This window comes from Clostridium estertheticum, assembly GCF_026650985.1.
In the GTDB taxonomy this organism is placed as follows: domain Bacteria; phylum Bacillota; class Clostridia; order Clostridiales; family Clostridiaceae; genus Clostridium_AD; species Clostridium_AD estertheticum_C.
This window is the reverse complement of sequence record NZ_CP086239.1, coordinates 4,242,501-4,268,736: the sequence shown is the minus strand read 5'-3', so window position 1 is coordinate 4,268,736 and position 26,236 is coordinate 4,242,501. Positions and strand designations below refer to the sequence as shown.

Below are 26,236 nucleotides of genomic sequence, written 5' to 3'. Positions count from 1 at the left end.
TTTATTGGAATCCTCGGTAGGTATGTTGTCTTTTACGCTTTCGCACCCACTATCTACGGAATATCATTTATTTTACTTTAAAAATCATACCATGTTTAAGCCTATTTGTCTATACTAATCTAACACTTTAGCCTGATTTACTTTTATTCCAGGTCCCATAGTACTTGAAACTGATACTGATTTTAAATATTGTCCTTTAGCTGCTGATGGTTTAGCTTTAACTACTGCTTCCATTAATGCATGAAAGTTAGCAATTAATTTTTCAGCTCCAAAAGATTTTTTTCCAATGGCTACATGAATTATAGAAGTTTTATCAACTCTATACTCAACTTTACCAGCTTTGATTTCATTTATTGCTCTAGTAACATCAAATGTAACTGTTCCTGATTTTGGATTTGGCATTAAACCCTTAGGTCCTAGCACTCTACCTAATTTACCAACAACACCCATCATATCTGGAGTAGCAACAACTATATCAAATCCAAACCAATTTTCCTTTTGAATTTTATCAACTAATTCATCAGTTCCAACAAAATCTGCTCCTGCAAGTTCTGCTTCTTTAGCTTTATCACCTTTAGCAAAAACTAGGACTTTAACACTTTTGCCTGTTCCATAAGGAAGTACTACTGCACCTCTAACTTGTTGATCTGCATGTCTTGGATCAACACCAAGACTTATAGCAAGCTCTATTGTTTCATCGAATTTAGCCTTAGATGTTTTTACTACAAGGTCCATAGTTTCTTTTGGTGTATATAAAGCAGTTTTATCTATAAGTTTAGCGCTTTCTTTGTAATTTTTTCCCATAATAGTATCCTCCTTCGTGGTAATAACGGTTTTTACCTCCCACGTAATTAATTCAAAATTATTCTTCTACAACTATTCCCATACTTCTTGCTGTTCCAGCTATCATACTCATAGCAGATTCAATTGATGCTGCATTTAAATCTGGCATCTTGAGTTCTGCTATTTCTCTTACTTTAGCTTTAGAAACTGTAGCAATTTTGGTTTTGTTTGGAACACCAGAACCGCTTTCTAAACCAACTGCTTTCTTTAATAATATAGCTGCTGGTGGAGTCTTTAGTATAAAACTAAAAGATCTATCTTGATATACTGTTATAACTACTGGTATTATCATGCCTGCTTGATCAGCAGTTTTCGCATTGAATTCTTTACAAAATCCCATGATATTAACACCGTGTTGTCCAAGTGCTGGTCCAACTGGTGGTGCCGGAGTAGCTTTCCCTGCTGGAAGTTGAAGTTTTATCATCCCTGTTATTTTCTTAGCCATGAATTTATACCTCCTATATTGTGGTAATCGGATTAAAAATCCTCCCACTTAATAAAACTTTCGTTTTATTTAGTACTTAGTCTAATTTTTGTATCTGATTAAATTCTAGCTCAACAGGGGTTTCCCTGCCAAACATATTTATAAGTGCTTTGATTTTTTGCTTCTCCAAATGAATTTCTTGTATTAGAGCAACAAATCCTTCTAATGGTCCGAATGTTACCTGTATGCTCTCGCCTACTTCGTAATCAGAAACTATAGTTTTTTCTGCAATCCCCATAGTTCTAACTTCATCCTCAGTAAGAGCTACTGGCTTAGAACCCGGCCCTACGAACCCTGTTACTCCTCTTGTGTTTCTAACTATGTACCAAGATTCATCTGTCATAAGCATTTTCACCATCACATAACCTGGAAATACTTTTTTTAAAGTTATTTTTTGTTTTCCATCCTTTACTTCAACTACTTCTTCCATAGGAACTTGAATATCATGTACATATTCTTCAAGGTTTCTATTTTCGATCGCTTTTTCTAGGTTAACTTTAACTTTATTTTCATAACCAGAATATGTATGTACAACGTACCATTTAGCTTTATCTGCCATAGCTCAAGGGGTGGAGAATTCCGTCCCCTACCTCCCTCCTTTACCTTATTTAAAGATTAGCATATAGAGGTTATTAAACCCATAATCCAACAAACCTACAAATACTACAAAAAGTAAAGTAAAACTTGCCACTGCAAAAGTTGCTTTTTTAACATCTTGTTTTGAAGGCCAAGTTATTCTTTTCGTTTCTGCCTTAAGTTCCTTGAAAAAATTTACTATGCCTCTTTTGTTTGGTTTTTCTTTTAATTTAACATTCCCAGTAACAGCCATCTTATTCACATCCCCACTGTTTTTGTGTTTATGCTATATTATTTTGTTTCTTTATGAAGTGTATGTTTGTGGCAGAACTTACAGTATTTCTTCATTTCTATTCTGTCTGGATTATTTTTTTTGTTTTTCATTGTATTGTAATTTCTCTGTTTGCAATCATTACAAGCTAGAGTTACTTTTACTCTCACAATCTACACCTCCCGATTTTTCATCTATTTCAGAAAACTCATGCTTATTAAGCGCTAAGCTATCTTTAGCATTTTTATTATACTTATATAAGTTATCACAACTTAATACATATGTCAATGAATTAGTTAAGGACACTTTTCCATTAAACGTACTGCTGTTAATAATTCAGCATCATATTTTATTTTCTAAGAACTAAGCATAAGTCATTTTTTTACCTTATACCTAGTACCATTGTGGCTTTTCTATACTATTTAACTATTGAAGTAACAACTCCAGAACCTACTGTTCTTCCACCTTCTCTGATTGCAAATCTTAATCCCTCATCCATTGCTACTTGAGTGATTAATTCTACATTCATGTCTATGTGATCTCCTGGCATTACCATTTCCATTCCGTCTGGTAATTTTATTGATCCTGTTACATCTGTTGTTCTAAAATAAAATTGTGGTCTGTATCCGTCGAAGAATGGTGTATGTCTTCCGCCTTCTTCTTTTTTAAGTACATATACTTGCCCTACAAATTTTGCATGTGGATGTATTGAACCTGGTTTTGCAAGTACTTGACCTCTTTGAATGTCAGCTCTTTGAACTCCTCTTAATAATGCTCCAATGTTGTCTCCAGCCATTGCTTGATCTAGAAGTTTTCTGAACATTTCAACTCCTGTACATACAACTTTTCTTTTATCTTCGCTAAGTCCAACTATTTCTACTTCTTCTCCAACCTTAAGTATCCCAGTTTCAACTCTTCCTGTAGCAACTGTTCCTCTACCTGTGATTGTGAATACATCTTCTACTGGCATTAAGAATGCTTTATCTGTAGCTCTTTCAGGTGTTGGAATGTAACTATCTACAGCTTCCATTAATTCTAATATGCATTTTGATGCTTCTGGATCTGTTGGATTTTCTAATGCTTTTAATGCTGATCCTGTTACAATTGGAATATCATCACCTGGGAAGTCATACTCACTTAATAGTTCTCTTACTTCCATTTCAACAAGTTCTAATAATTCTGGATCATCTACCATATCTGCTTTGTTTAAGAATACTACTATATAACCTACTCCAACTCTGCTTGCAAGTAATATATGTTCTCTTGTTTGAGGCATTGGACCATCTGCTGCACTAACAACTAGGATTGCTCCATCCATTTGTGCTGCTCCTGTAATCATGTTCTTTACATAATCTGCATGTCCTGGGCAATCAACATGTGCATAATGTCTATTTTCTGTTTCATATTCAACATGTGATGTATTAATTGTTATTCCTCTTTCTCTTTCCTCTGGTGCTTTATCAATTTGGTCGAATCTTGATACTTCTGCTAATCCTTTAGTTGCAAGTACAGCAGTTATTGCAGCTGTTAATGTTGTCTTGCCGTGATCTACGTGCCCTATTGTTCCTATATTTACATGTGGTTTGGTTCTTTCAAACTTTGCCTTTGCCATTTTATATTCCTCCTTGTTTAAATAATACCGTTTTTTCGTTCGTAAACTCATCCTAGTGTACTGCATGACCTTAATAGCTATGGAGCCCATAACCGGGATTGAACCGGTGACCTCCACCTTACCAAGGTGACGCTCTTCCGACTGAGCTATATGGGCATTTAATTTTGGAGCGGGAAACGGGGCTTGAACCCGCGACACCCAACTTGGGAAGCTGGTGCTCTACCACTGAGCTACTCCCGCTGAAGTACAACTTAAAGCTATACACCAGTTATTAATTTTACTATTGTTTGTTTTTTTTGTCAATACATTTTTACCTTTTACTTAGACATTTTTCTAATTTTCTTTTAACTCTTTGCAAAGCATTATCAATGGACTTTGCATGCCTGTCTAAATCACAAGCAATTTCTTGATAAGATTTACCATCTAGGTATGACATAAGCACTTCCATCTCGAGTTCCGATAAGACTTCGCCAATTTCATTTTGAATACTTATTACTTCCTCACGACTTATAACCAATTCTTCCGGGTCAGTAATTTTAGCACCTGATAACACATCCAATAATGTTCTGTCTGATTCCTCGTCATATATTGGCTTATTTAATGATATATATGTATTAAGGGGAATGTGTTTTTGACGAGTGGCTGTTTTTATTGCTGTAATTATCTGCCTAGTAACACAAATTTCTGCAAAAGCCCTAAAAGAAGATAATCTATCTGCCTTAAAATCTCTAATAGCCTTATAGAGACCTATCATTCCTTCCTGGTAAATATCTTCTTTATCGGCACCAATCAAAAAATAAGACTTAGCCTTTGCCTTAACAAAATTTTTATATTTATTAATTAAATATTCTTGTGCACGAACATTGCTAATTTGTGCTTCAATAACAACTTCCTCATCCAATCTTTCTTCAAAGCTTGAAGTGTTCACACTAGCTTTAATGATTTTTTCCAACAAATATCCCCTCCACACCAACCATGTGTCATATAAATGATTATACCTCAGAGCAATTTATATAGTCAAGAAAATTCAGCGACTCCTTCTCATTTTCTCAAGTTTTTCCAATGTTTTTTCATCTATTCTCTCTTCTAACCAATTTCTTTTTTCCAAATATTTTTTTTCAATCTCCATTTCAATCTTCTTTTGTGTACTGACTACTTCGTGATAAAATTCAATTGACGACATCCTTGTAGCTCCTCTTTGGAATGTAATCTGTTGCTCTAAAGAGTCAGATGTAATTACGCAAACTTCAGTGTTTCGCCCTATGTTGTTAACCATTTTTTCAATATAATTGTCTGCTGTTTCGCCTTCTTTTGTAAAAACCACAACTAAGTTCCCTTGTCTCTCTTTTTTTTGAATGCTGCCCTTAACTAATTGTGCATCAAAGACTATAACCATTTTATAGCCCTTGAATGCTACATAGTTTTGAAGGATACCTACAAGCTGAACCCTCGAAGATTCATAACTATATTCTTTAACCTTTTTAAGACTTGGCCAACTATTAATAACATTATACCCATCAACGAAAAGTGTTCTCACTTTTTACCTCATCTAATTTTTTGTTTCATAATTTCATACATTATTATGCCAGCTGCAACAGAAGCATTTAAAGATGTTATTTTTCCTACCATTGGTATTTTCACTAGAACGTCACATTTTTCTTTTGTAAGTTTTGCAATGCCTCTACCTTCACTTCCAATTACAAGTGCCACAGATCCTGTTAAATCAGTATTGAAAATATAATCTTCCCCCTCCATATCAGCACCGTAAACCCACACTCCACGTTTTTTTATTTCTTCTATGGCTACATTTATATTAGTTACTTTTGCTATTTTCACGTGTTCAATTGCACCAGCAGATGTTTTATACACCGTAGGCGTAGCTCCTACATTTTTTCTCTTAGGTATTATTATTCCATGAGCTCCACATACCTCTGCAGTTCGTATTATAGACCCGAAATTGTGTGGATCTTCGATTTCATCTAATATAATTATAAAAGGCTTTTCTCCTTTTTCCTCTGCATATTTAAATATATCATTTATTTCAAAATATTTGTATGGTGTTACTACAGCAATAACCCCTTGATGTGATGAAGTTTGTGCCATTTCATCTAGCTTTCTTCTATCTACTTCTTTTGTAACAATTCCCTTTTCTTTAGCCAATGCTAATACTACGCTTATAGATCCTACCATATCACCTTTAGCAATAAGAATATACTCTACAGTTCTATCTGATTTTAATGCTTCTATAACTGCATTTCTTCCTTCAATTAAATCTTCTCTAATAATCTTAGGTTCACTTTCTCCGCCTGTATTACCATTCTTAGAACTTATTTCAGATTTCACTCTATTACCCTTATTATTTGCTACTACATTCTCTTCATTTTGCCTAGTTTTTCTATTTATTACTTTGTTTTTATCTTCTTTATTACCTGTAAATTCTCTACTTTCCTTAACACCGTGATCTCCCGTTCTATTTCTTCTAGGCATTGCTCCACTTTTATCTTCCTTGCTACCTGAAAATCCCCTAGTTACTTTAGCACCTTTTTCACTAGTCCTATCTCTCTTAGATGCAAAGCCTGGTCTTTCTTCTCTACTACTTGCAAATCCATTACTACCTTTATTTCCTTGATATTTTTTATTATCACTCATTTTAAATTCCTCTCCATTCCATCTATTTCATCTCGTATTCTTTTCTTACTTCCAAAGTCTTTCCACAACACATTTTACCCTCAGGACATTGTCCACTAACGCAACTTGGTCCTGCATATCTAAAAAGTGATGGTGCTACTTCTCTAGCTTGCATCAGCATTGTTTTGGCCATTTGGCGTATTTCCCACTGAGCTCTTGTGCAACATCTCTGATTAAAGAAATGCATTAATTCTCTAGCATTCATAGTAGCTATTATTTTAGTCTCACAAGCATTTGGGAATACATACCGTGCGTCTTCGATGGCTTTTTTCTCCGATTTATTTTTAAGAACTAAATATTGTTTTTTTTCAATCTCTTCAACATTTGTAAGCTTTTCAGCCATTAAGTATTCCTCTATAAAGTTTGTTAATTCATTCTTAGACAATATCTCAACTAACTTATTGTACTCTTCTTGAACACGCTTCATGGATTGTATGAAAATTTCCTTAGCCTGCTCATCTTTCTCAATATTAGGTGGAATTATGTATTCAAATTGTTTAAGTTGTACATATCTCTGACTCTGTTGAGAATATGATGCTACCCTATGTCTAACTAATTGATGTGTCAAACTTCTAGATATCCCCTCAACTGCAAAAGTAAAGCTTACATGTTCTATTGGTGAATGATGTCCATAAGTCATTAGCGTTTTTATAAATTTATTTGTTTTTTGTTCATCTAAATTTTCTAATATTTCATCAATTCCTACTTGACTATAACAAAGTTTAGCTGCTGCTGCTACAATTTTTTCAGGATTCGGTGTATGTTCTATTAATTTAACCTTAAGCATAATTACTCATCTCCCAAATCAAGATTTATAATTTTCTCGAAAATATCGTTTAACCTTTCATTCTTTTCACTTAAGTATAAAAAACCTACTAAAGCTTCAAAGCCTGTAGCCCACTTATATTCATTTAAATCTGCGTTTTTAGGTGTTGTGCCACTTTTAGAATTTCTAGCTCTTTTAAAAATTCCAAGTTCCTCTTCGTCTAAATCTGCTATTAAATTTTTCATATACTCACTTTGCGCATGCGCTTTTACATATGAAACCGCCTTAACGTGAATTTTATGTGCATTCATATCTCTATTTTTTTCTACGAGGTAAGATCTGATAAACACCTCATAAATTGCATCTCCAACTATTGCAAGCACTAGTGGATTTAACTGCCTAACTTGTGCCACTGTAAATTTGCCCTTTAGCATATTAAATTCCATGATTAGTCTCCTTTTTTAATATTACACATTCCTATTTTAGATTTACTTTTTACATATACCGATTTTAAAATAAAAACGACAAAAAAAATAAAAATCCACCCTGTTTTAGGGCGAATTTCATCGCGGTACCACCTAAATTTGTACTTATTTGTTAACGGTATATATTACCGGTAGTTTTGCTACAGCTCCAAAGCAGGTTCAAAACCTTTGAAAATCTCTCAACCTAGTATTTTCTCTCTGTAAAATGGTTTCTACTATTCTTCATCATTACTTAATATTTAGTTTATGTGTGATATTTTATAGTTACTAATAAATATACACATTATATCCGATACTGTCAACAGTAGTTTCTTTGCAATATTTGAGTAGCTATATCTAAATCTTCTGGTGTTGTAACCTTTATATTATCGTAACTACCTTCGTAAAGGTATACTTTATTACCATATTGTTCAACCACCATCGTATCATCAGTTACTTTAATACCCTCACGACTAATTTTTTCGTGACATTCTAATATAAGATTATACCTAAAGGCTTGTGGGGTTTGAACACAAAAAAGCATCTCTCTCTTAGGTGTTTTTATAGAAAACCCAAAAGAATCTTTAATCTTAATAGTATCTTTAGGTTGTACTCCACAAGCTGCCGATCCATATAAATTAGCATAAATAATAGCATTTCTAATAATATCTTCGTTAACAAAAGGTCTAGCCCCATCATGAATAAGCACAATTTCGCAATTTGTTACAGCCTTTAGACCATTTAAAACTGAATATTGTCTTTCTTTACCACCGCTAACAACACTTTTCACCTTTGAAAATTTATATTTTTTAATTATTTGTTCATTACAATAATCGACTTCAGCATCTGCAGCAACCACTATAATTTCATCTATAAAATCGCTTTTTGAAAAAGCCTCTAAAGTATAGTATAAAATTGGGTATCCTTTAATATTTAGATACTGCTTATTAATAGATTTTCCCATCCTTTTTCCTTTACCCGCCGCCAAAATTATGGCGCAGTTTCTACCCATAAAAATCCTCACTTACATCTTGCAACTAACTTTTCACTAAAGAATCTTTATTTTTAGCAAAAATCATTCTACCTGCAGCCGTCTGGAGTACAGATGTTACAATAACAACTATATTCTCACCAATATACTTTCGTCCACCTTCAACAACAATCATTGTTCCATCATCTAAATAAGCTATTCCTTGCCCTGATTCTTTTCCATCTTTCATAACTTGGATTTTCATTTCTTCCCCCGGTAGTACTACTGGTTTTACTGCGTTTGCAAGTTCATTAATATTTAAAACCGGAACTCCCTGAAATTCAGCTACCTTATTAAGGTTGAAATCGTTTGTAATTACTTTACCATTCAAAACCTGAGCTAATTTGAGTAATTTACTATCTACTTCTGCAATGTCTGGAAAATCTTTTTCCCAAATCTCAACCTCAATATTTAATTCCTTTTGTATTTTATTTAATATATCTAATCCTCGTCTTCCCCTATTCCTCTTAAGCCCGTCTGATGAATCAGCAATATGCCTAAGCTCCTCTAATACAAAAGTTGGTATTACGAGTGGACCTTCAACAAACCCAGTTTGACAAATATCAAATATTCTGCCATCAATTATTACAGATGTATCTAATACTTTTGGATTTTCATTAGTAAACCCCTTGATTTTTTTATCTTTAAACCCATTGTTTTTTTTGATACTTGTAAAAAAAGCTAATATTTCATCTCTTTTTCTAGCGCAGATATCTGCTCCTAAAGCTATCATTATAACTGTAAAAATAATTACAATAATAGTCCATAAAGGCGATTTATAATTAAATAACCCTGCAAATAAAGATGCAATTACAAGCCCTATTATCGCTCCACCTGTACCAAAAACAATTTGTGACGTTGGCATTTTCTGTGTGCTTTTCACTACATACTCCATGAATTTCATTATAAAAGACACTAGTATAGGAGATATCAAAAATAAAATAACCCCGAAAATCAAAGTAGAAAAAATGATGAATATCATTCCTTGAATTGTACCCTCTTTAAAATAACTAAACCCTGCTAAATAACTTGTACTTAGAAGCATACCACCTATTAAATAACCTAAAATTAATCCTATGATTGTAAAAAGTCCTCTAAAAATTTTTTTTAACAAAAAATTTCACCTCCCTTTAAATTATTAACACTTATTTGAATTTATATCCCGTTATTATCTAATATATACTATAAATGAGTGTATTTCAATAAAATATGTCACACAATCAACAATTTATTAAACTAAACTCCTTATTTTACATAATGCTTGTTCCATGTTAAGTTCAAAAGCTAACATTATTTCACTAGCAACCATTCCTTCAACTCTTTCTAAAATCTTGACCTCTCCTGGCGGTAGCATATCTTTCTTTTGTAAATAATATAAATCTCTAATTACCTCACACATTTTCAAAGCACTCCCACTTTGAATTTTTTTCTTGTTGCTTCTATACCTGTTGTTCCAATTTTTTTCAATAAAATCTGAATCACTCCCTATTGTATTTAAAATAACCTCTAATTCTACTTTATTTAAAATTTTCCTTACTCTATAATTTTCAATTTTATTTATTGGAATCATAAAATTCATGTTATCTAATAAAAGATATATATTTACATATTTACATTCTATATTAGATGATTCTTCGTCATCAATGTCCTTTACATATCCAGCACCATAATCTGATATAAATATTTTCTCACCAATATTTAACATACCATTCCCCCTATTAATAAAACTCCTGTTGATTTATTATATATTCATAAGGTGAAATACGTACTTAGTTTATTGACAAAACCGTAATGTGAATCCTATAATATAGCTAATTAAATTTTTACAAGGAGTTGAACTTAATGAAAGATTGTATATTTGATAATTTTCAAAATTCTGTAGATGAATCCCTATTACGGCATAGAAGTGTTTTCGATGTAATTACTAAACTTCAAGAATCTGACGCTAGAGTCAGTAGGGCTGTTGCAAAATCTATTACCAATTGTGGCTGTATTAAGTTAGAAGAAAAAAACATGTACACACCACCTAATATAGACGATTTAAATTTAGATACCCCCACTGCTTTACATTCTCCTGTGCAAGGTGCTCTATGTGAAAACTGTAGGGAAGTTTTAGAAAAAGAGCTTGGTAATAATCTTTTTTATATTACCTCATTATGTAATATTTTAGATTTAAATTTATATGATATTCTTTTAAAAGAGTATGACAAAATTAGTACCCTTGGTAAATATAGTATGCGCTAGTAAATACAGCACAAGATAAGTTAATCCTTATTTTGTGCTATATTTGCTTGTCTAGCATAAATTGCTCTTTCAACCTTCTTAATCCGTTTTTAATGGCTTTAGCTCTTGCTTCCCCGATTCCCTCTACGCTATCAAGTTGTTCATAAGAAGCTTCCATTGTTGCTTTTAATTCTCTAAAGTGCTTAACTAGATTTTCAATAACATTTACAGGTATTCTAGGTATTTTATTTAGCATCCTATATCCTCTTGGAGAAATTAAAGTATCAACTAAAGGAACCCCTACATATCCAATAATTCTAGATATAAAATCTAAATCTATTAGTTCACCTGAAGTCATATTTTCTATTTGTCTATACATCTGGGTATAATCCATACCACTTTGACAATAATCTCTTATTAATAATATTCCATCTTCCTCAACACTTCTAATTAATTCATTTAGTTGCATTGAAATTAGCCTACCCTCATTGCCTAGTTCACATATATGCCTTTCTATTTCGCCGACTATTCTCATAACCATCTCTGTCCTTTGTATTGCTGATAGTACATCAAATAATGTAGCTAAATCTTGAAATTCTAAAAGGTTTAAATTACTTACTACTCGTTCAAGCACTGAAACATATTTCTCTAATGTTTGGATAGCTTGATTCGCTTTTGCTAAAATAACACTACTATCTCTTAACACATATTTTATATCATCCTTGTAAACAGTTATAATAGTTCTTCTTTGTGATATTGCAACAACAACATACCCTGTTTGTTTAGCTATTCTTTGCGCAGTTCTATGTCTTGTTCCAGTTTCATAAGTTGGTATTGTGGAGCTTGGCATAAGTTGAGTATTAGCATATAATATTTTTTTCAAATCGCTACTTATTACTATAGCTCCGTCCATCTTTGCTAATTCATATATATAAGCAGGACTATAGTCCGCATTTATTCCAAATCCACCATCTACAATATCTAATATTTCCTTACCATTTCCTAAAACGATAAGTCCACCAGTTTTAGCTCTAAGAATATTTTCAAGTCCTTCTCTAAGCGAAGTACCAGGTGCCAGCATTTTCAATATAATCATAAGTTCCTTGCTTTTCTCTTCTCTCATCCTTTTCTCCCTACTTAATAAATTATAAATTAAAATTATATATTAAAATAAATTCTATATTTTATATATTTTCTATAAATTAAAAAACCACTCTAGAGTGGTTTTCAAAAAAATATTACATTTTAATTATATACTTTTTAATGTATATAAACAATATTAAATATGTAAAATTTTAAAAATCAATTCACCATTTTCCATAACAACACTTACATTATCACCTTTATTAATATTCCCCCTCAGTATTTCTTCAGACAATTTATCTTCCACAACTTTAGTTATTTCCCTCCTTAGTGGTCTTGCTCCATAATTTCTATTAAATCCTGCCTTAGCCAAATGTTTCTTAGTTTCATCATCAAAACTAATATTAATTTTAAGATCTTCAAGACGTTCCTTCACAACTTTAAGCATTAAATCTACTATTTTACATAAATCATCCTGTTCTAGTGAGTGAAATACAATAATATCATCTATTCTATTTAAGAACTCTGGTCTAAATGAAACTTTTAGCTCTTTCATTATATTTTCTTTCATCTTTTCATATTCAGAACTCACACCATTTTCCTTTATATCAAATCCTAGAGACTTTTGCTTTTTAAGAGCAGACGCCCCTACATTAGATGTCATTATAATTACTGTATTTTTAAAGTCTATTGTTTTACCTTTTCCATCGGTTAACCTTCCGTCATCTAATATTTGCAATAAAATATTAACTACATCTGGATGAGCTTTTTCAATTTCATCGAAAAGAACTACTGAATATGGGTTTCTTCTCACTTTTTCTGTTAGTTGTCCACCTTCATCAAATCCAATATATCCTGGAGGTGAACCCATAAGCCTCGAAACTGTGTGCTTATCCATATATTCTGACATATCTATTCTTATCATGTTATTTTCATCACCAAACATAGCCTCTGCTAGAGCTTTAGATAATTCTGTTTTCCCTACACCAGTCGGCCCTAAAAATATAAAAGAACCTATTGGTCTTTTGGGATCTTTTAACCCTACTCTTGCACGTCTTATTGCACTTGAAATAGATTTAACTGCTTCATATTGACCTATCACTCTCGCATGTAGTAACGTCTCCAATTTTAATAATTTCTCTGATTCTTTTTGCGTCAATTTTTCTATTGGAATGTTAATCCATCTTGATACAACATTAGCAATTTCGAGTTCTGAAACTATTAGTTCATCCGCTTGATTTTGTGTTTTCCAACTGTTTTTAGAATTATATAATTTGTCCTTTAACTTTCTTTCGGTGTCTCTTATTTTAGCCGCCTTCTCGAAATCCTGTACTGATATAGCATCCAATTTTTCTTTAGAAATTTTATCTATTTCATCTTCTAAATTTTTAAGATTTGGCGGAGCAGTCAAATTTTGAATCCTAACTTTTGCCCCCGCCTCATCTATAAGATCTATTGCTTTATCAGGTAAGTATCTATCCGCAATATACCTATGAGATAAACTAACAGCGGCCTCTATGGCGCCATCGGTAATTTTAACTCTATGATGTGCTTCATACTTATCCCTTAATCCTTTTAATATTTCAACAGCCTCTTGCTTACTTGGCTCTCCTACAATAATAGGTTGAAATCTTCTCTCGAGTGCCGCATCTTTTTCAATGTGCTTTCTATATTCGTCTATAGTTGTTGCCCCTATGCATTGTATTTCCCCACGAGCAAGTGCTGGTTTTAATATATTAGATGCATCAATAGCCCCCTCTGCTCCCCCGGCCCCTATTATAGTATGAATTTCGTCTATAAATATAATAACATTTCCTGCGACGACTATTTCTTTCATAACCTTTTTAAGCCTTTCCTCAAACTCTCCTCTATATTTCGAACCCGCAACCATAGACGATATATCTAAAGTTATAACTCTTTTATCTTTTAAAATCTCCGGGATACTCCCAGATGCTATTTTTTGTGCAAGTCCCTCTGCTATAGCAGTCTTACCTACGCCCGGCTCCCCTATAAGGCATGGATTATTCTTCATTCTTCTACACAAAATTTCTAAAAGCCTTTGAGTTTCATTATCTCTTCCTATAACAGGATCAAGCTTACCTTCTTTTGCCATTTCAGTTAAATCCTTTCCAAAATTATCTAAAGTTGGCGTACTATGATTTTGTTTTTCTTTCAATATACTTCCCTTCAGATTACCCTCGGAGCACCAATTATCTAATATATCATTTTTTAGTATATTAAAGTCTGCTCCTAAGTTAGCTAATATTGTATATGCAACTCCCTCTGATTCTCTAATCAATGCAAGTAAAATGTGTTCTGGACTAATATAATTATGATTTAAATTTCTTGCTTCAAGTAAACTTAGTTCTAATAGGCGCTTCGTTCTTGGTGTCAGCGGTATCTCATTTCTGCGCATTTCAACGTCGCCTTCACCTTCATATTCTAACACTAATTTTTTTACCTCACCTGAAAAAACTTTCATATTATTCAATGATTTTTTACATACACCATCTGGTTCCTTTAGAATTCCTAAGAGTATATGTTCTGTCCCTACATAACCATGCTTTAATTGTTGTGCTTCCTCTTGGGCATATACCAAAACCTTTTGTGCTCTTTCTGTAAATTTGTTGAACATCATGTTCAAACACCTCACTTGCAATAAATTTTCTTATTACTTTAATTATGCCCAATTTTATCCTAATTATTGCATGATATAATAACCTTATGTAATTATTTAATAAAAAAGGACATGCTTAAAATATTTTATACTAAAATACTTTAAGCATGTCCTTATTAAAATCTATTTCTTTATATGGTAAATCATTAAGAAATTCTCATATTAATATATTTTCTATCTTTATACAGCATAGAAATACCCGTTTCATAATCAAAAAAATTAATGATTATACATTTATCATCATAACATCTAATGTTAATCTTTTCACTCTCTTTTAAAACTACGTCTATTTCTGAATTATCTTTAAAATATGTGAACCTTTTAATTTCACCTAATAGCTCTACAATATTATTCTTGTTTTTAATCATTTCATTCCTCCTAATTTAATTTAATTTTAATCTTTTCTTATACCAATAAATACATAGAACTTCTCGGTTGTTTCATTCCATATATTTACTATTCTATAAAACTATTTTTATACCTTGTTTCTATCATAATTTTATTAATGGTTTTTTTTACATTTTTATTCATAATATATTAATAATATGTAAATATTTTAAAATAAGAATTACTTACCTAGTAATATTATTGCATGGTTATAACACATTATTTATTAACGCTAAAAAATAAATAGTAATTCTATAATTACTATTTATTCACACTTAATCATTTATATAAATTTACTTAGCCATAAATGCCTCAATTTCGTCTACAGTCTTAATTATTTGTTTTGAAAGATTTTCGCACCCATCTTTTGTAATTAATATATCATCTTCAATTCTAATTCCGATATTCTCTTCTTCTATGTAAAGTCCTGGTTCATTAGTACATACCATACCAGGCTTCAATTCTATATCACGGTTCCCTACATCATGAGTATCTAATCCTAAATAATGACTTACCCCATGGAAATAATACTTAGATAGTTCACTCGGTTCTTTAATAAGACCTAACTCTATACATCCAGCCGCAAGTACCTCTTTAGCCTTTTCATTTAGAACTGAAAACAATATACCAGGTTTTGCAATTGCTATTACTGCTTCTTGCGCTTTTAATACTACATTATAAACTTGTTTTTGTCTTTCTGTATATTTTCCATTAACAGGAAATGTACGGCTTATATCCGCATTGTAATATTTATACTGAGCCCCCAAATCAAACAACACTAATTTACCATCCTGAAGCTCACTATCATTTTTTACATAATGAAGTATAGTTGCATTCTTACCACATGCTGCAATGGTATGAAAAGCATAATCAGTTACACCGTAACTTTTCAATGAAAAATCAAAGTAGGCCTCTAATTGATATTCTTTAATACCGACTTTCGAATTTTTCATTAGTTGTTTTATACCCATGTCTGTAATATCTATAGCTTTCCTTATTAACTTTATTTCTTCCTCTGATTTAATAAGTCTAAGACTCGCTATTTCATGGTATATGTTTTGTACCCTTAAATAAGGGTACCTTTGCATTACCACTTTTGCAAACCTTTGTGATGTAGACATTGATATATCAAACCCTTGTCTTTCAAGATCCAAATATAAATTTTCGATTTTTGTTTTCTCTAAAATTGCGTTAAATATATTTTTAAAATTCTCTACAAACTCAATATTTTGTATACCAGAGATTTCTTTTGCCTTAGCTTTAGACATTTTATCTCCTACCCACCTAGCCAATATGGGATCACTTTTCTCTACAAATAATGTCTCTTCAACCGTCCCCTTTATTTTTACTATCATTAAAATCATTTTATCTTTATCAACACCTGTTAAATAATAAAAATTCCTATTTGGAGTGAATTCATATTTTTCATCTGCTGATTTATATGGTGCTTCACCTGCAAATATTAATGTTATTGAATTCCCTTCTAAGCTTTCCCAAAGATTCTTCCTATTTGTATTAAATAATGTGTTTTTCATTTCAATTCCCCTCCCAGTGAATATTTTAAAATGTATTATTTGTTATTATAACATATCACTCAGTTTAATGACGTTCAAGACTTTATACTAAGCCTCTTTAGAATATTTACCTATTTTCTTGAAAATATTGTAACTTCATAACTATCTTTCCTTTTGCGAAGTAATATAGTATTCACCATTTTGAGTATCTCCTTGATTCACAATAGTAAAACTATTATTTTCTAACATTTCACAGAGTATTTTCATTTCCTCAGAGTTTTTCATTCTTGAAGTAATTGTAAATCTATCATTTTGTGAAATTATTCCCATATAATCATGAATGCTACTATAATCACTTAAATTAATATTTCCAGGAATATCTAATCTATATTCAGACATTTCATTTCCCCCTCTTTACTATGATTAACATTAGGTTCTGTAATTTCAGGTAAAATATCCGTATTTATTATAAAAAATAAAAGCACCTATAATATAAAATTATTGGTACTTAACTACATATTATAAATAAATATAAATTACTAATAACACTCATACTTATTATACACATTTAATATAATGTTTTTTCATTGACTTAGTCCTATAATTCTCCCCAAAATAAAAAAAGCTAATAATTAGCTTTTGTATATCTTAAATATATTATTACATTATAAAAATGGCTCCGCGAAAAGGATTTGAACCTTCAACCTATCGGTTAACAGCCGAGCGCTCCACCGTTGAGCTATCGCGGAACATTACCTAGCGACGACCTACTCTTCCACAAGGTCACCCCTGCAGTACCATCGGCGCATTGAAGCTTAACCTTCGTGTTCGGTATGGGAACGGGTGTTACCTTCATGCCATAATCACTAGATGAGAATATAAATATTCTCTCAAAATTGCACAGTGTTTTCGCATTTTATTATTATATCTTGGTCAAGCCCTCGACTTATTAGTATTAGTCAGCTGAACATGTTACCATGCTTACACCTCTAACCTATCAACCTGGTGGTCTTCCAGGAGTCTTACTTACATCGCACTTACGTGCGAGTAATGGGAAATCTCATCTTAGGGTGGGCTTCACGCTTAGATGCTTTCAGCGTTTATCCCTTCCAAACATAGCTACCCAGCGATGCCACTGGCGTGACAACTGGTGCACCAGAGGTTTGTCCATCCCGGTCCTCTCGTACTAAGGACAGCTCCCTTCAAATTTCCTACGCCCGCGACGGATAGGGACCGAACTGTCTCACGACGTTCTGAACCCAGCTCGCGTGCCGCTTTAATGGGCGAACAGCCCAACCCTTGGGACCTACTTCAGCCCCAGGATGCGACGAGCCGACATCGAGGTGCCAAACCTCCCCGTCGATGTGGACTCTTGGGGGAGATCAGCCTGTTATCCCCGAGGTAGCTTTTATCCGTTGAGCGATGGCCCTCCCACGAGGTACCACCGGATCACTAAGCCCGACTTTCGTCCCTGCTCCACTTGTAAGTGTCGCAGTCAGGCTCCCTTCTGCCTTTGCACTCTTCGCGCGATTTCCAACCGCGCTGAGGGAACCTTTGGGCGCCTCCGTTACTCTTTCGGAGGCGACCGCCCCAGTCAAACTGCCCACCTAACAATGTCCTGTGACCAGATTCATGGCCTCCAGTTAGAACCTCAGTACTGTCAGGGTGGTATCCCAAGGATGACTCCACACAGGCTGACGCCCATGTATCGTAGTCTCCCACCTATCCTGTACAGACAATACCGAAATTCAATGCTAAGCTACAGTAAAGCTCTACGGGGTCTTTCCGTCCAATCGCGGGTATCCAGCATCTTCACTGGAACTACAATTTCGCCGGATGTACTGTTGAGACAGTGCCCAAATCATTACGCCATTCGTGCGGGTCGGAACTTACCCGACAAGGAATTTCGCTACCTTAGGACCGTTATAGTTACGGCCGCCGTTTACTGGGGCTTAAGTTCATAGCCTCGCCAAGAGCAAGCTCTCAGCTAACTAATCCCCTTAACCTTCCAGCACCGGGCAGGCGTCAGCCCCTATACATCAGCTTTCGCTTTAGCAGAGACCTGTGTTTTTGCTAAACAGTTGCTTGGGCCTATTCTCTGCGACCTACTTACGTAGGCACCCCTTCTCCCGAAGTTACGGGGTCAATTTGCCGAGTTCCTTAACAGTAATTCTTCCGATGGTCTTAGGATTCTCTCCTCACCTACCTGTGTCGGTTTGCGGTACGGGCACCAATATCCTCGATAGAGACTTTTCTTGGCAGCGTGGAATCAGATACTTCAGCAATAAATTGCCTTCCCCATTACATCTCAGCGTTAAGAGCAAACGGATTTGCCTGCTTGCTCCGCCTAAATGCTTAGACACACATCCAATAGTGTGCACATCTTATCCTCCTGCGTCATCCCATTTCTAATAACGTCCATTGGTGGTATCGGAATATCAACCGATTGTCCATCACCTACGCCTTTCGGCCTCGGCTTAGGTCCCGACTAACCCTGAGAGGACGAGCCTTCCTCAGGAAACCTTAGGTTTTCGACCGTTAAGATTCTCACTTAACTCTCGCTACTCATGCCAACATTCTCACTTCTGTACCGTCCACCACTCCTTACGGTATGACTTCAGCCAGTACAGAAAGCTCCTCTACCGCTTACACAATTGTGTAAACCCATAGCTTCGGTGGTAAGTTTTAGCCCCGGACATCTTCGGCGCAGGATCTCTTGACTAGTGAGCTATTACGCACTCTTTGAATGAGTGGCTGCTTCTGAGCCAACATCCTAGTTGTCTTAGAAATCCCACATCCTTTTCCACTTAACTTACACTTTGGGACCTTAGCTGATGGTCTGGGCTGTTTCCCTTTTGACTACGGATCTTATCATTCGCAGTCTGACTGCCGAAATAAAAGTATATGGCATTCGGAGTTTGATAGGGTTCAGTAACTGTTGTCAGCCCCTAGCCCATTCAGTGCTCTACCTCCATTACTCAATTAATCGACGCTAGCCCTAAAGCTATTTCGAGGAGAACCAGCTATCTCCGAGTTCGATTGGAATTTCTCCGCTATCCACAGCTCATCCCATGGTTTTTCAACACCAACGTGGTTCGGACCTCCACGGAATTTTACTTCCGCTTCATCCTGGCCATGGATAGGTCACCCGGTTTCGGGTCTACGACATGCAACTAGAACGCCCTATTCAGACTCGGTTTCCCTTCGGCTCCGTACCTTAAGTACTTAACCTTGCTACATATCGTAACTCGTTGGCTCGTTCTACAAAAAGCACGCCGTCACACATAAAAAGTGCTTCGACCGGTTGTAGGCACACGGTTTCAGGTTCTATTTCACTCCCCTTCCGGGGTTCTTTTCACCTTTCCCTCACGGTACTTCTTCACTATCGGTCACTAGGTAGTATTTAGCCTTGGGAGGTGGTCCTCCCAGCTTCCCACAAGGTTTCACGTGTCTCGTGGTACTCTGGATTAGATCTGACTGTTCTTCCTTTTCATTTACAGGCCTATTACCTTCTGCGGAGCAGCTTTCCAGCTATCTTCAATTAAAGAATTGCAGTATTTATGATCTATCCTCAACCCCTAAGTCAAAGACTTAGGTTTGGGCTCTTTCCCTTTCGCTCGCCGCTACTTAGGAAATCGATATTTCTTTCTCTTCCTCCGGGTACTTAGATGTTTCAGTTCCCCGGGTGTACCTCTGCATACCTATTTATTCAGTATGCAGTACATAGTTGTTACTATGTGGGTTCCCCCATTCGGAAATCTTTGGATCACAGGCTATTTGCGCCTACCCAAAGCTTATCGCAGCTTAACGCGTCCTTCTTCGGCTCCTAGTGCCAAGGCATTCGCCATGCGCCCTTTGTAGCTTGACCTTTGATTCTGTCTATTTACATAGACGTCTTGTTACTTAATATTAATTTTGCGAAATCGTAATAAATTAACTTATAACCACTTGCGTGGATTTAAATCTTTTTAAAACAACTTTATACACTGTGCAATTTTCAAAGAACATTTAAGAAAAACTATTAATTAATTAACTCCTAAGAGTTAATATAATTAGTCTCTCAAAATTAAACAGAGAAATAGGAACGAGTAATTACAATAGATATTTTGAAGAATAATTAAATTCTTCTATTGCATCGACCGAAGTCAATACATCTACTCCCTAGAAAGGAGGTGATCCAGCCGCAGGTTCTCCTACGGCTACCTTGTTACGACTTCACCCCAATCATCGATCCCACCTTCGGCCGCTGGCTCCTTACGGTTACCTCACGGACTTCGGGTGTTACCAACTCTCATGGTGTGACGGGCGGTGTGTACAAGGCCCGGGAACGTATTCACCGCGACATGCTGATTCGCGATTACTAGCAACTCCGGCTTCATGTAGGCGAGTTGCAGCCTACAATCCGAACTGGGATGAGTTTTTGAGTTTGGCTCCACCTTGCGGTCTTGCATCTCTTTGTACTCACCATTGTAGCACGTGTGTAGCCCTAGACATAAGGGGCATGATGATTTGACGTCATCCCCACCTTCCTCCCGGTTAACCCGGGCAGTCTCACTAGAGTGCTCAACTTAATGGTAGCAACTAATGATAAGGGTTGCGCTCGTTGCGGGACTTAACCCAACATCTCACGACACGAGCTGACGACAACCATGCACCACCTGTCACCTTGTCCCGAAGGACTTCACTCATCTCTGAGTTATGCAAGGGATGTCAAGTCTAGGTAAGGTTCTTCGCGTTGCTTCGAATTAAACCACATGCTCCGCTGCTTGTGCGGGCCCCCGTCAATTCCTTTGAGTTTTAATCTTGCGATCGTACTCCCCAGGCGGAATACTTAATGTGTTAACGGCGGCACCGAGGTTCGACCCCCGACACCTAGTATTCATCGTTTACGGCGTGGACTACCAGGGTATCTAATCCTGTTTGCTCCCCACGCTTTCATGCCTCAGCGTCAGTTACAGTCCAGTAAGTCGCCTTCGCCACTGGTGTTCTTCCTAATCTCTACGCATTTCACCGCTACACTAGGAATTCCACTTACCTCTCCTGCACTCTAGACACCCAGTTTCAAATGCAGCACCCAAGTTAAGCTCGGGTATTTCACATCTGACTTAAATGTCCGCCTACGCATCCTTTACGCCCAGTAAATCCGGACAACGCTTGCCACCTACGTATTACCGCGGCTGCTGGCACGTAGTTAGCCGTGGCTTCCTCCTCTGGTACCGTCATTATCGTCCCAGAAGACAGAACTTTACAACCCGAAGGCCTTCATCATTCACGCGGCGTTGCTGCGTCAGGGTTTCCCCCATTGCGCAATATTCCCCACTGCTGCCTCCCGTAGGAGTCTGGACCGTGTCTCAGTTCCAATGTGGCCGATCACCCTCTCAGGTCGGCTACGCATCGTTGCCTTGGTGGGCCTTTACCTCACCAACTAGCTAATGCGCCGCGGGTCCATCTCAAAGTGAAATTCCGAAAAATTCCTTTGATGTTAAGATCATGCGATCAAAACATATTATGCGGTATTAATCTCCCTTTCGGGAGGCTATTCCCCTCTTTGAGGCAGGTTACCCACGTGTTACTCACCCGTCCGCCGCTAATTGATCCCGAAGGATCGCATCGCTCGACTTGCATGTGTTAGGCACGCCGCCAGCGTTCGTCCTGAGCCAGGATCAAACTCTCAATTTAAAAGTTTACACTTTTTTAGTTGAAATAATTAATCTGCGCCAACTGTTAAGTTGGTTAGCAAGCTCATTACATACTTTTTAGTCTTACGACTAAAATATTACTTTTACTAAAGTAATTGACTGGTTAAAATAAAATGTTATTTCATTTCTTTACCTATTTCTCTGTTTAATTTTCAAAGACCAATTTGCTTTGTCATCATGTGACGACTTCTACTATGATACTAGGTTTTTCTTGTTTTGTCAACTACTTCTTTAAAATAAATTTTTATCTAAAAACTTATTAAATTGTAATTGTCAGTTAGTTTAATATGTCACTCGTATGTGACGACAAGGAGTATTCTATCATAACCGTAATGCTATATATTTTATTCATTCATTATATACGGTTATTAATCCTTATTTTCTAGATATTACTCTTTAATGCTTTCTTTTTATTATATTGACACACATGGTTAAGTGTATAATAATATATTCACATTTCAACACTTAATTCGTTTATTTATAAAAACTATTAATAATTATATATACTATCTTAAGCTTTCATAAACCATTATGCTTTAAGTAACAATTCAAAATTTTATTAATAGAACTCATATGTATTTTATTATATTCTTTTTCTAGTATAACGATCTTTAAGACATTCATATTAAATTTCTCCACCACATAAAAATGTTTTAAACGCTTTCTCAAACAAAGATACCTGTCACAACAAGAAAAGACTTCACTGGAGTTTAACTCTCTTATGAAGTCTTTAATATTATAGTAACAAAAACACTACTTTATTCTGTTTTTTATCTTTGAGTTATTATTTTACAAATAAAAAGAACAGTCTATATTAGACTGTTCTTTGGTGGAGATAAAGGGAATCGAACCCTTGACCCCCTGCGTGCAAGGCAGGTGCTCTCCCAGCTGAGCTATATCCCCATATGGTGGACCTTCAGGGACTCGAACCCCGGACCGACCGGTTATGAGCCGGTAGCTCTAACCAGCTGAGCTAAAGATCCATATTTATCTGGCGACGACCTACTCTTCCACAAGGTCACCCCTGCAGTACCATCGGCGCATTGAAGCTTAACCTTCGTGTTCGGTATGGGAACGGGTGTTACCTTCATGCCATAATCACCAGATTTATTGATATCTACCAAATATGTTATTGTATTATAAAAAAATGGCTCCGCGAAAAGGATTTGAACCTTCAACCTATCGGTTAACAGCCGAGCGCTCCACCGTTGAGCTATCGCGGAACATTACCTAGCGACGACCTACTCTTCCACAAGGTCACCCCTGCAGTACCATCGGCGCATTGAAGCTTAACCTTCGTGTTCGGTATGGGAACGGGTGTTACCTTCATGCCATAATCACTAGATGAGAATATAAATATTCTCTCAAAATTGCACAGTTAGTTCGCAATATTAATATTAATTGTTATTTATGTTATCTTGGTCAAGCCCTCGACTTATTAGTATTAGTCAGCTGAACATGTTACCATGCTTACACCTCTAACCTATCAACCTGGTGGTCTTCCAGGAGTCTTACTTACATCGCACTTACGTGCGAGTAATGGGAAATCTCATCTTAGGGTGGGCTTCACGCTTAGATGCTTTCAGCGTTTATCCCTTCCAAACATAGCTACCCAGCGATGCCACTGGCGTGACAACTGGTGCACCAGAGGTTTGTCCATCCCGGTCCTCTCGTACTAAGGACAGCTCCCTTCAAATTTCCTACGCCCGCGACGGATAGGGACCGAACTGTCTCACGACGTTCTGAACCCAGCTCGCGTGCCGCTTTAATGGGCGAACAGCCCAACCCTTGGGACCTACTTCAGCCCCAGGATGCGACGAGCCGACATCGAGGTGCCAAACCTCCCCGTCGATGTGGACTCTTGGGGGAGATCAGCCTGTTATCCCCGAGGTAGCTTTTATCCGTTGAGCGATGGCCCTCCCACGAGGTACCACCGGATCACTAAGCCCGACTTTCGTCCCTGCTCCACTTGTAAGTGTCGCAGTCAGGCTCCCTTCTGCCTTTGCACTCTTCGCGCGATTTCCAACCGCGCTGAGGGAACCTTTGGGCGCCTCCGTTACTCTTTCGGAGGCGACCGCCCCAGTCAAACTGCCCACCTAACAATGTCCTGTGACCAGATTCATGGCCTCCAGTTAGAACCTCAGTACTGTCAGGGTGGTATCCCAAGGATGACTCCACACAGGCTGACGCCCATGTATCGTAGTCTCCCACCTATCCTGTACAGACAATACCGAAATTCAATGCTAAGCTACAGTAAAGCTCTACGGGGTCTTTCCGTCCAATCGCGGGTATCCAGCATCTTCACTGGAACTACAATTTCGCCGGATGTACTGTTGAGACAGTGCCCAAATCATTACGCCATTCGTGCGGGTCGGAACTTACCCGACAAGGAATTTCGCTACCTTAGGACCGTTATAGTTACGGCCGCCGTTTACTGGGGCTTAAGTTCATAGCCTCGCCAAGAGCAAGCTCTCAGCTAACTAATCCCCTTAACCTTCCAGCACCGGGCAGGCGTCAGCCCCTATACATCAGCTTTCGCTTTAGCAGAGACCTGTGTTTTTGCTAAACAGTTGCTTGGGCCTATTCTCTGCGACCTACTTACGTAGGCACCCCTTCTCCCGAAGTTACGGGGTCAATTTGCCGAGTTCCTTAACAGTAATTCTTCCGATGGTCTTAGGATTCTCTCCTCACCTACCTGTGTCGGTTTGCGGTACGGGCACCAATATCCTCGATAGAGACTTTTCTTGGCAGCGTGGAATCAGATACTTCAGCAATAAATTGCCTTCCCCATTACATCTCAGCGTTAAGAGCAAACGGATTTGCCTGCTTGCTCCGCCTAAATGCTTAGACACACATCCAATAGTGTGCACATCTTATCCTCCTGCGTCATCCCATTTCTAATAACGTCCATTGGTGGTATCGGAATATCAACCGATTGTCCATCACCTACGCCTTTCGGCCTCGGCTTAGGTCCCGACTAACCCTGAGAGGACGAGCCTTCCTCAGGAAACCTTAGGTTTTCGACCGTTAAGATTCTCACTTAACTCTCGCTACTCATGCCAACATTCTCACTTCTGTACCGTCCACCACTCCTTACGGTATGACTTCAGCCAGTACAGAAAGCTCCTCTACCGCTTACACAATTGTGTAAACCCATAGCTTCGGTGGTAAGTTTTAGCCCCGGACATCTTCGGCGCAGGATCTCTTGACTAGTGAGCTATTACGCACTCTTTGAATGAGTGGCTGCTTCTGAGCCAACATCCTAGTTGTCTTAGAAATCCCACATCCTTTTCCACTTAACTTACACTTTGGGACCTTAGCTGATGGTCTGGGCTGTTTCCCTTTTGACTACGGATCTTATCATTCGCAGTCTGACTGCCGAAATAAAAGTATATGGCATTCGGAGTTTGATAGGGTTCAGTAACTGTTGTCAGCCCCTAGCCCATTCAGTGCTCTACCTCCATTACTCAATTAATCGACGCTAGCCCTAAAGCTATTTCGAGGAGAACCAGCTATCTCCGAGTTCGATTGGAATTTCTCCGCTATCCACAGCTCATCCCATGGTTTTTCAACACCAACGTGGTTCGGACCTCCACGGAATTTTACTTCCGCTTCATCCTGGCCATGGATAGGTCACCCGGTTTCGGGTCTACGACATGCAACTAGAACGCCCTATTCAGACTCGGTTTCCCTTCGGCTCCGTACCTTAAGTACTTAACCTTGCTACATATCGTAACTCGTTGGCTCGTTCTACAAAAAGCACGCCGTCACACATAAAAAGTGCTTCGACCGGTTGTAGGCACACGGTTTCAGGTTCTATTTCACTCCCCTTCCGGGGTTCTTTTCACCTTTCCCTCACGGTACTTCTTCACTATCGGTCACTAGGTAGTATTTAGCCTTGGGAGGTGGTCCTCCCAGC

Annotated in this window: 20 protein-coding genes, 6 tRNA genes, 6 rRNA genes and 1 other annotated feature (2 of these 33 only partly in view); of the genes, 1 reads left to right on the top strand and 31 read right to left on the bottom strand. The window is 36.9% G+C overall.

Annotated features, from left to right (window positions below; translation table 11 throughout):
- Positions 1 to 77 (bottom strand) — a sequence feature (ribosomal protein L10 leader region); it reaches 60 nt to the left of the window's first position.
- 37 nt (positions 78 to 114) lie between these two features.
- The 16 genes from rplA to LL038_RS20455 all read right to left on the bottom strand — a co-directional run bounded on the left by rplA (position 115) and on the right by LL038_RS20455 (position 10,439).
- On the bottom strand, positions 115 to 804 hold the full coding sequence (gene rplA / locus LL038_RS20530; protein ID WP_216125668.1) for a 50S ribosomal protein L1: 690 nt from the start codon (positions 802 to 804) through the stop codon (positions 115 to 117).
- A gap of 58 nt (positions 805 to 862) precedes the next feature.
- Positions 863 to 1,288 (bottom strand): 50S ribosomal protein L11, encoded by a 426-nt coding sequence (rplK, locus tag LL038_RS20525; protein WP_216106703.1) that lies wholly within the window; start codon positions 1,286 to 1,288, stop codon positions 863 to 865.
- Between the two features lie 76 nt (positions 1,289 to 1,364).
- Positions 1,365 to 1,886, bottom strand: coding sequence for a transcription termination/antitermination protein NusG (gene nusG, locus LL038_RS20520; protein WP_071614645.1), 522 nt, complete (start codon positions 1,884 to 1,886; stop codon positions 1,365 to 1,367).
- A 45-nt stretch (positions 1,887 to 1,931) separates the two neighbouring features.
- Positions 1,932 to 2,156 (bottom strand): preprotein translocase subunit SecE, encoded by a 225-nt coding sequence (gene secE / locus LL038_RS20515; RefSeq protein ID WP_216106702.1) that lies wholly within the window; start codon positions 2,154 to 2,156, stop codon positions 1,932 to 1,934.
- 38 nt (positions 2,157 to 2,194) lie between these two features.
- Positions 2,195 to 2,344, bottom strand: coding sequence for a 50S ribosomal protein L33 (gene rpmG, locus LL038_RS20510; RefSeq protein ID WP_071614647.1), 150 nt, complete (start codon positions 2,342 to 2,344; stop codon positions 2,195 to 2,197).
- Between the two features lie 248 nt (positions 2,345 to 2,592).
- Positions 2,593 to 3,786 carry an elongation factor Tu gene (gene tuf / locus LL038_RS20505; RefSeq protein ID WP_216125666.1) on the bottom strand — a complete coding sequence of 398 codons (1,194 nt, stop codon included), beginning with the start codon at positions 3,784 to 3,786 and terminating at the stop codon, positions 2,593 to 2,595.
- 80 nt (positions 3,787 to 3,866) lie between these two features.
- Positions 3,867 to 3,942, bottom strand: a tRNA-Thr gene (locus tag LL038_RS20500).
- Between the two features lie 9 nt (positions 3,943 to 3,951).
- Positions 3,952 to 4,026: transfer RNA gene (locus LL038_RS20495), tRNA-Gly, on the bottom strand.
- Positions 4,027 to 4,096: 70 nt separating this feature from the next.
- Positions 4,097 to 4,738, bottom strand: a complete 642-nt coding sequence (sigH, locus tag LL038_RS20490; RefSeq protein WP_216106700.1) for an RNA polymerase sporulation sigma factor SigH — start codon at positions 4,736 to 4,738, stop codon at positions 4,097 to 4,099.
- A gap of 75 nt (positions 4,739 to 4,813) precedes the next feature.
- Positions 4,814 to 5,323, bottom strand: coding sequence for an NYN domain-containing protein (locus tag LL038_RS20485; protein WP_216125664.1), 510 nt, complete (start codon positions 5,321 to 5,323; stop codon positions 4,814 to 4,816).
- 8 nt (positions 5,324 to 5,331) lie between these two features.
- Entirely contained in the window at positions 5,332 to 6,273 is a 942-nt protein-coding gene (rlmB, locus tag LL038_RS20480) for a 23S rRNA (guanosine(2251)-2'-O)-methyltransferase RlmB (protein WP_216125740.1), read from the bottom strand.
- 184 nt (positions 6,274 to 6,457) lie between these two features.
- Positions 6,458 to 7,261: an FAD-dependent thymidylate synthase gene (gene thyX / locus LL038_RS20475; RefSeq protein ID WP_216125661.1), complete on the bottom strand. Its 804-nt coding sequence runs from the start codon at positions 7,259 to 7,261 to the stop codon at positions 6,458 to 6,460.
- 2 nt (positions 7,262 to 7,263) lie between these two features.
- Positions 7,264 to 7,686, bottom strand: a complete 423-nt coding sequence (locus LL038_RS20470; protein WP_071614650.1) for a Mini-ribonuclease 3 — start codon at positions 7,684 to 7,686, stop codon at positions 7,264 to 7,266.
- A gap of 337 nt (positions 7,687 to 8,023) precedes the next feature.
- Entirely contained in the window at positions 8,024 to 8,716 is a 693-nt protein-coding gene (gene ispD, locus LL038_RS20465) for a 2-C-methyl-D-erythritol 4-phosphate cytidylyltransferase (RefSeq protein ID WP_216125659.1), read from the bottom strand.
- Positions 8,717 to 8,741: 25 nt separating this feature from the next.
- Positions 8,742 to 9,848, bottom strand: coding sequence for a PIN/TRAM domain-containing protein (locus LL038_RS20460; protein WP_216125657.1), 1,107 nt, complete (start codon positions 9,846 to 9,848; stop codon positions 8,742 to 8,744).
- A 117-nt stretch (positions 9,849 to 9,965) separates the two neighbouring features.
- Positions 9,966 to 10,439: a CarD family transcriptional regulator gene (locus LL038_RS20455; RefSeq protein WP_216125654.1), complete on the bottom strand. Its 474-nt coding sequence runs from the start codon at positions 10,437 to 10,439 to the stop codon at positions 9,966 to 9,968.
- A 137-nt stretch (positions 10,440 to 10,576) separates the two neighbouring features.
- On the opposite strand from LL038_RS20455, the gene LL038_RS20450 reads away from it, so the two are divergent.
- Positions 10,577 to 10,978: a DUF1573 domain-containing protein gene (locus LL038_RS20450; protein ID WP_216125652.1), complete on the top strand. Its 402-nt coding sequence runs from the start codon at positions 10,577 to 10,579 to the stop codon at positions 10,976 to 10,978.
- Positions 10,979 to 11,015: 37 nt separating this feature from the next.
- Here LL038_RS20450 and disA read toward each other — a convergent pair whose 3' ends face one another.
- The 15 genes from disA to LL038_RS20375 form a co-directional block, all read right to left on the bottom strand.
- On the bottom strand, positions 11,016 to 12,080 hold the full coding sequence (gene disA / locus LL038_RS20445; protein WP_216125651.1) for a DNA integrity scanning diadenylate cyclase DisA: 1,065 nt from the start codon (positions 12,078 to 12,080) through the stop codon (positions 11,016 to 11,018).
- A 156-nt stretch (positions 12,081 to 12,236) separates the two neighbouring features.
- On the bottom strand, positions 12,237 to 14,678 hold the full coding sequence (locus LL038_RS20440; RefSeq protein ID WP_216125650.1) for an ATP-dependent Clp protease ATP-binding subunit: 2,442 nt from the start codon (positions 14,676 to 14,678) through the stop codon (positions 12,237 to 12,239).
- Positions 14,679 to 14,863: 185 nt separating this feature from the next.
- A complete protein-coding gene (locus tag LL038_RS20435) occupies positions 14,864 to 15,085 on the bottom strand; it encodes a hypothetical protein (RefSeq protein WP_216125649.1) in 222 nt (73 codons plus the stop codon).
- A gap of 312 nt (positions 15,086 to 15,397) precedes the next feature.
- Positions 15,398 to 16,639 carry an aminopeptidase P family protein gene (locus tag LL038_RS20430; protein WP_216125648.1) on the bottom strand — a complete coding sequence of 414 codons (1,242 nt, stop codon included), beginning with the start codon at positions 16,637 to 16,639 and terminating at the stop codon, positions 15,398 to 15,400.
- 141 nt (positions 16,640 to 16,780) lie between these two features.
- Complete coding sequence (locus LL038_RS20425) at positions 16,781 to 17,017, bottom strand: hypothetical protein (RefSeq protein ID WP_216125646.1); 237 nt, start codon at positions 17,015 to 17,017, stop codon at positions 16,781 to 16,783.
- Between the two features lie 275 nt (positions 17,018 to 17,292).
- Positions 17,293 to 17,367 (bottom strand) — tRNA-Asn (locus LL038_RS20420).
- A 5-nt stretch (positions 17,368 to 17,372) separates the two neighbouring features.
- Positions 17,373 to 17,489: ribosomal RNA gene (rrf, locus tag LL038_RS20415) — 5S ribosomal RNA — on the bottom strand.
- Positions 17,490 to 17,547: 58 nt separating this feature from the next.
- Positions 17,548 to 20,486: ribosomal RNA gene (locus LL038_RS20410) — 23S ribosomal RNA — on the bottom strand.
- 297 nt (positions 20,487 to 20,783) lie between these two features.
- Positions 20,784 to 22,297 (bottom strand): 16S ribosomal RNA (locus tag LL038_RS20405).
- Between the two features lie 847 nt (positions 22,298 to 23,144).
- Positions 23,145 to 23,220 (bottom strand) — tRNA-Ala (locus tag LL038_RS20400).
- 3 nt (positions 23,221 to 23,223) lie between these two features.
- Positions 23,224 to 23,300, bottom strand: a tRNA-Ile gene (locus tag LL038_RS20395).
- Between the two features lie 6 nt (positions 23,301 to 23,306).
- A 5S ribosomal RNA gene (gene rrf / locus LL038_RS20390) occupies positions 23,307 to 23,423 on the bottom strand.
- A gap of 42 nt (positions 23,424 to 23,465) precedes the next feature.
- Positions 23,466 to 23,540: transfer RNA gene (locus LL038_RS20385), tRNA-Asn, on the bottom strand.
- 5 nt (positions 23,541 to 23,545) lie between these two features.
- Positions 23,546 to 23,662: ribosomal RNA gene (gene rrf / locus LL038_RS20380) — 5S ribosomal RNA — on the bottom strand.
- Positions 23,663 to 23,735: 73 nt separating this feature from the next.
- Positions 23,736 to 26,236 (bottom strand): 23S ribosomal RNA (locus LL038_RS20375) (it continues 438 nt past the right edge of the window).
- Together the 16S, 23S and 5S rRNA genes with 4 tRNA genes alongside form the textbook arrangement of a ribosomal RNA operon.

Excerpts from the sequence above, each read along its gene's own strand:
- LL038_RS20440 (WP_216125650.1), bottom strand. The coding sequence starts at position 14,678 with ATGATGTTCAACAAATTTACAGAAAGAGCACAAAAGGTTTTGGTATAT.
- secE (WP_216106702.1), bottom strand. The coding sequence starts at position 2,156 with ATGGCTGTTACTGGGAATGTTAAATTAAAAGAAAAACCAAACAAAAGA.
- LL038_RS20450 (WP_216125652.1), top strand. The coding sequence starts at position 10,577 with ATGAAAGATTGTATATTTGATAATTTTCAAAATTCTGTAGATGAATCC.
- nusG (WP_071614645.1), bottom strand. The coding sequence starts at position 1,886 with ATGGCAGATAAAGCTAAATGGTACGTTGTACATACATATTCTGGTTAT.
- LL038_RS20430 (WP_216125648.1), bottom strand. The coding sequence starts at position 16,639 with ATGAAAAACACATTATTTAATACAAATAGGAAGAATCTTTGGGAAAGC.
- rlmB (WP_216125740.1), bottom strand. The coding sequence starts at position 6,273 with ATGCCTAGAAGAAATAGAACGGGAGATCACGGTGTTAAGGAAAGTAGA.
- rplA (WP_216125668.1), bottom strand. The coding sequence starts at position 804 with ATGGGAAAAAATTACAAAGAAAGCGCTAAACTTATAGATAAAACTGCT.
- LL038_RS20435 (WP_216125649.1), bottom strand. The coding sequence starts at position 15,085 with ATGATTAAAAACAAGAATAATATTGTAGAGCTATTAGGTGAAATTAAA.
- thyX (WP_216125661.1), bottom strand. The coding sequence starts at position 7,261 with ATGCTTAAGGTTAAATTAATAGAACATACACCGAATCCTGAAAAAATT.
- ispD (WP_216125659.1), bottom strand. The coding sequence starts at position 8,716 with ATGGGTAGAAACTGCGCCATAATTTTGGCGGCGGGTAAAGGAAAAAGG.
- tuf (WP_216125666.1), bottom strand. The coding sequence starts at position 3,786 with ATGGCAAAGGCAAAGTTTGAAAGAACCAAACCACATGTAAATATAGGA.
- LL038_RS20455 (WP_216125654.1), bottom strand. The coding sequence starts at position 10,439 with ATGTTAAATATTGGTGAGAAAATATTTATATCAGATTATGGTGCTGGA.
- LL038_RS20425 (WP_216125646.1), bottom strand. The coding sequence starts at position 17,017 with ATGTCTGAATATAGATTAGATATTCCTGGAAATATTAATTTAAGTGAT.
- rplK (WP_216106703.1), bottom strand. The coding sequence starts at position 1,288 with ATGGCTAAGAAAATAACAGGGATGATAAAACTTCAACTTCCAGCAGGG.
- LL038_RS20470 (WP_071614650.1), bottom strand. The coding sequence starts at position 7,686 with ATGGAATTTAATATGCTAAAGGGCAAATTTACAGTGGCACAAGTTAGG.
- disA (WP_216125651.1), bottom strand. The coding sequence starts at position 12,080 with ATGAGAGAAGAGAAAAGCAAGGAACTTATGATTATATTGAAAATGCTG.